The sequence below is a fragment of the Maritimibacter dapengensis genome, assembly GCF_019218265.1.
Lineage (GTDB): Bacteria > Pseudomonadota > Alphaproteobacteria > Rhodobacterales > Rhodobacteraceae > Maritimibacter > Maritimibacter dapengensis.
On the sequence record NZ_JAHUZE010000014.1, the window covers coordinates 1 to 2,913 of the forward strand.

Annotated in this window: 1 protein-coding gene and 1 pseudogene; both read right to left on the minus strand. The window is 59.5% G+C overall.

Features of this window, described 5'->3' with window-relative positions:
• Window positions 1-534: 534 nt before the first annotated feature.
• A complete protein-coding gene (locus tag KJP28_RS19790) occupies window positions 535-1,956 on the minus strand; it encodes a hypothetical protein (RefSeq protein WP_243614748.1) in 1,422 nt (473 codons plus the stop codon).
• Window positions 1,957-2,129: 173 nt separating this feature from the next.
• Window positions 2,130-2,792: pseudogene (locus tag KJP28_RS19795) on the minus strand (IS3 family transposase); the annotation flags it as partial.
• Window positions 2,793-2,913 lie beyond the last annotated feature (121 nt).

Genomic DNA, 2,913 nt, shown 5'->3' on the forward strand with positions numbered 1-2,913 from the left:
GCGCCAAAGCTGTGTCAGCCACTGACGCAGCGCCCTGTGGATATATTGCAATTAAGGGTACAGAATCTGCCGAAAACGCTTCCAATCCGCAGAATCTGATTAATTAGGGTACAGTGACAGACGTGAAGTAGACAAGCGCGACACCTGCATCTCTGCAAAGACAATGAACCGGCGGGGCTACACCCCCGCCGGTTCTATCGTGTCGGAGAGCGGTGTCTGCTCCATCAAACTACTGAATCTGATTGAGGTCGATGTATGTAGCGACTTGGGATTCAGTCTACGGGTGCAACGGGCGCCGCGTGCAGAACGGAGATTTTGCAGGTTCTTCGGGAAGCAGTCGCGCCACCATGCTGCTGCAGCGAGGACCTGCGACACCAACATGGTCATGTATGGTGGCAACGTAGTGGAACGCGGAGCGACTGCACGGATGCTGGAAGATCCGCAGGGTGACTATACCAACTCGCTGATCTCCGGCGTCTCGCACCTGTCGCACTAGAGGCGGGGCCAACCCACGAGGGCGGGCCCCGCGACGGGTTACTGGCTCGGCGTCCAGGGGCGGTTGTACGCCCCCACGCGCCAGTCGCCAAATTCGACGAAGCGGGGATCTGAGCCCGTCTCCAACGCGGCGGCTGCCGTGTTCAGTGCCTCGGGTGTGACCTCTGGCCAGGTGCCGGTCTCGATCCGTTCGGCCAGAATTTCAACGATCACGCTGCTTTCCGCGGCCATGAATTCGCAGTGCCCGGTGCCCTGAACGAGGGCCTGCCGATAGTGGTCGGTGGTGCCGGCCTGTTCAACCAGCGCCTCGTACCCCTGCATCAGCGAATAGGGGATGGCCCAGTCTCCCAGCATGTGGATCCGTATGGCGGGCACTTCGAGCTCTCCGGTCGTGGTGCGTCCGTCCCCGGCCCAGAAGTCGAGCGCATAGTCCGACGCCGCAATCCGGGGTTCGGCGTCAATCGTCGCAAGGTCGGCCTGAAGGTCCAGATCGGCTTCGGCATAAAGCGCCTCGACCAGCTGTTTCATCGCCGGTGCGGCGTTGGCGTAGAACGCGGCGTAATCGACGCCTTCGTTGCCGGACAACTGCTGACCCGATGCCGCATTTTCGAAGAGCAGCCGCGCAGTGCCGCCGACATTGCCGGCATTGCGCATCGCCGATTTCACCACCATATCAGCCATCGCGGCGGTATCGGACGTGTCGGGCAGGTCGGTGCCCTCGACCATCCAGGGCGACCACTGGCCGATGGCAAAGGCGAGCGCCAGACGGGCGCGACCTTCGGGCGTTTTGCCCGCGTTTTCGATCGCGCTCTTCCACGACGCCCGGATGGCGTCGAGGTTACGATCGCCACCCGCGCCTGCGTTCGGCAGACCGGCCACCGTCAGATCCGAGGCCTGGCCCAGGCCCTGTGCCACGTAATCTTCCGCCAACAGCGCCCGCATCGCGAACCAGCCGTCCAGGAAACTGCTCATAATCCAGACCGGCGTATGGGCCGCAAGCACCACCGAGCCATCGATCTTGTCCGGGAAATCTTCGGCCGAGGCAAGGCTGTCCAGACCGCCGCCGGAGCATCCGTATTGCATCACCATGTCCGGCTCGCGTTCGAGCCGGGTGAAGGTGTCCTGAACGGTCTGGAGGTTCAAGATCTCGCGCTGCGGGTCGTATTGCCAGAGCCGCAAGGGATGGCGCGCCAGACCGGCAAAGGCATAGCCGCGCGCCAGCAGATCATCATAGCGGGGCGCGTAGCCCGGGACATGGATGAAGCTGGCGAAATCGAGATCACGCAGCAGGCGGCCGTTCCAGTTCTCGGGGACACGGATCAGCCACGTGGTACCGTCAGGCAGTACGCCACTATGCTCGCGGTATGGGGTTTTGTCCTGTGCCGAGACAGGAACAGCAAGACTGGCCGCAATCGCCAGGCAAAGCATCTTCGGCCCTGCCCGATATGAAAATCGAAACATGGTTCTCCTCCAGATTGTGTTTGGGAAGGCGCAGAGCTCCTCTCATCCCGCCATCCTGTCAATAAAAGTAGATGGCTAATTTTATGAGTGTCAAGTTCATATTTACGCAAGGTCAACGCGTTTTCTGAAATTGCGCCGATGATCAGCCCCACCTGAGTGGTCCGGTTTGATTGTTAGTGCATGACCGGTCTCGGGTCCATCGGGACGATGGTTTCCGGGGCGGGAGGGCGATAGCCCAAGGCACTATGTGGTCGTTTGGTATTGTAGTGGTTCCTCCATTGTTCGATCAGGATTTCCGCTTCCCGAAGGTTGTAAAAGACTTCTCCGTTGAGCAGTTCATCGCGGAACCTGGCATTGAAGCTTTCGCAGTAGCCGTTTTCCCAAGGTGACCCGGGCGCGATGTAAGCGGTCTTGGCGCCGACGGCCCTGATCCAATCTTGAACGGCCTCAGCCACGAACTCCGGGCCGTTGTCAGACCGGATGTAATCCGGCACACCCCGCATGATGAACAGGTCGCTCAAGGCATCGATCACGTCACCCGAGTTCAGCTTGCGCTTCACCTTTATCGCCAGGCATTCCCGGCTGTGCTCGTCCAAGATGTTGAGCGTCCGGAAGACCTTTCCGTCCTCCGTCCGGCAGTGGACAAAGTCATAGCTCCAGACGTGGTTGCGATACTCAGGACGCAGCCGGACACAGGATCCGTCATTCAGCCAGAGCCGTCCCTTCTTCGGTTGCTTCATTGGCACTTTCAGCCCCTCTCGTCGCCATAGGCGCTCGACCCGCTTGTCGTTCACCTCCCAGCCCGCATCTCTCAGCAAAGCCGCGATCCGACGATAGCTGTCACTGTACCCTCATTAATCAGAATTGCCTTTAAAATTATCGTTTGTTTTCAGCGGCACGATGTACCCTTAATTTTCATATTGTACCGTTAATTGCCATACTGTACCCTTTATTAGC

Bases quoted from the DNA above. Each gene is read 5' to 3' on its own strand.
- KJP28_RS19790 (WP_243614748.1), bottom strand. From the start codon at position 1,956: ATGTTTCGATTTTCATATCGGGCAGGGCCGAAGATGCTTTGCCTGGCG.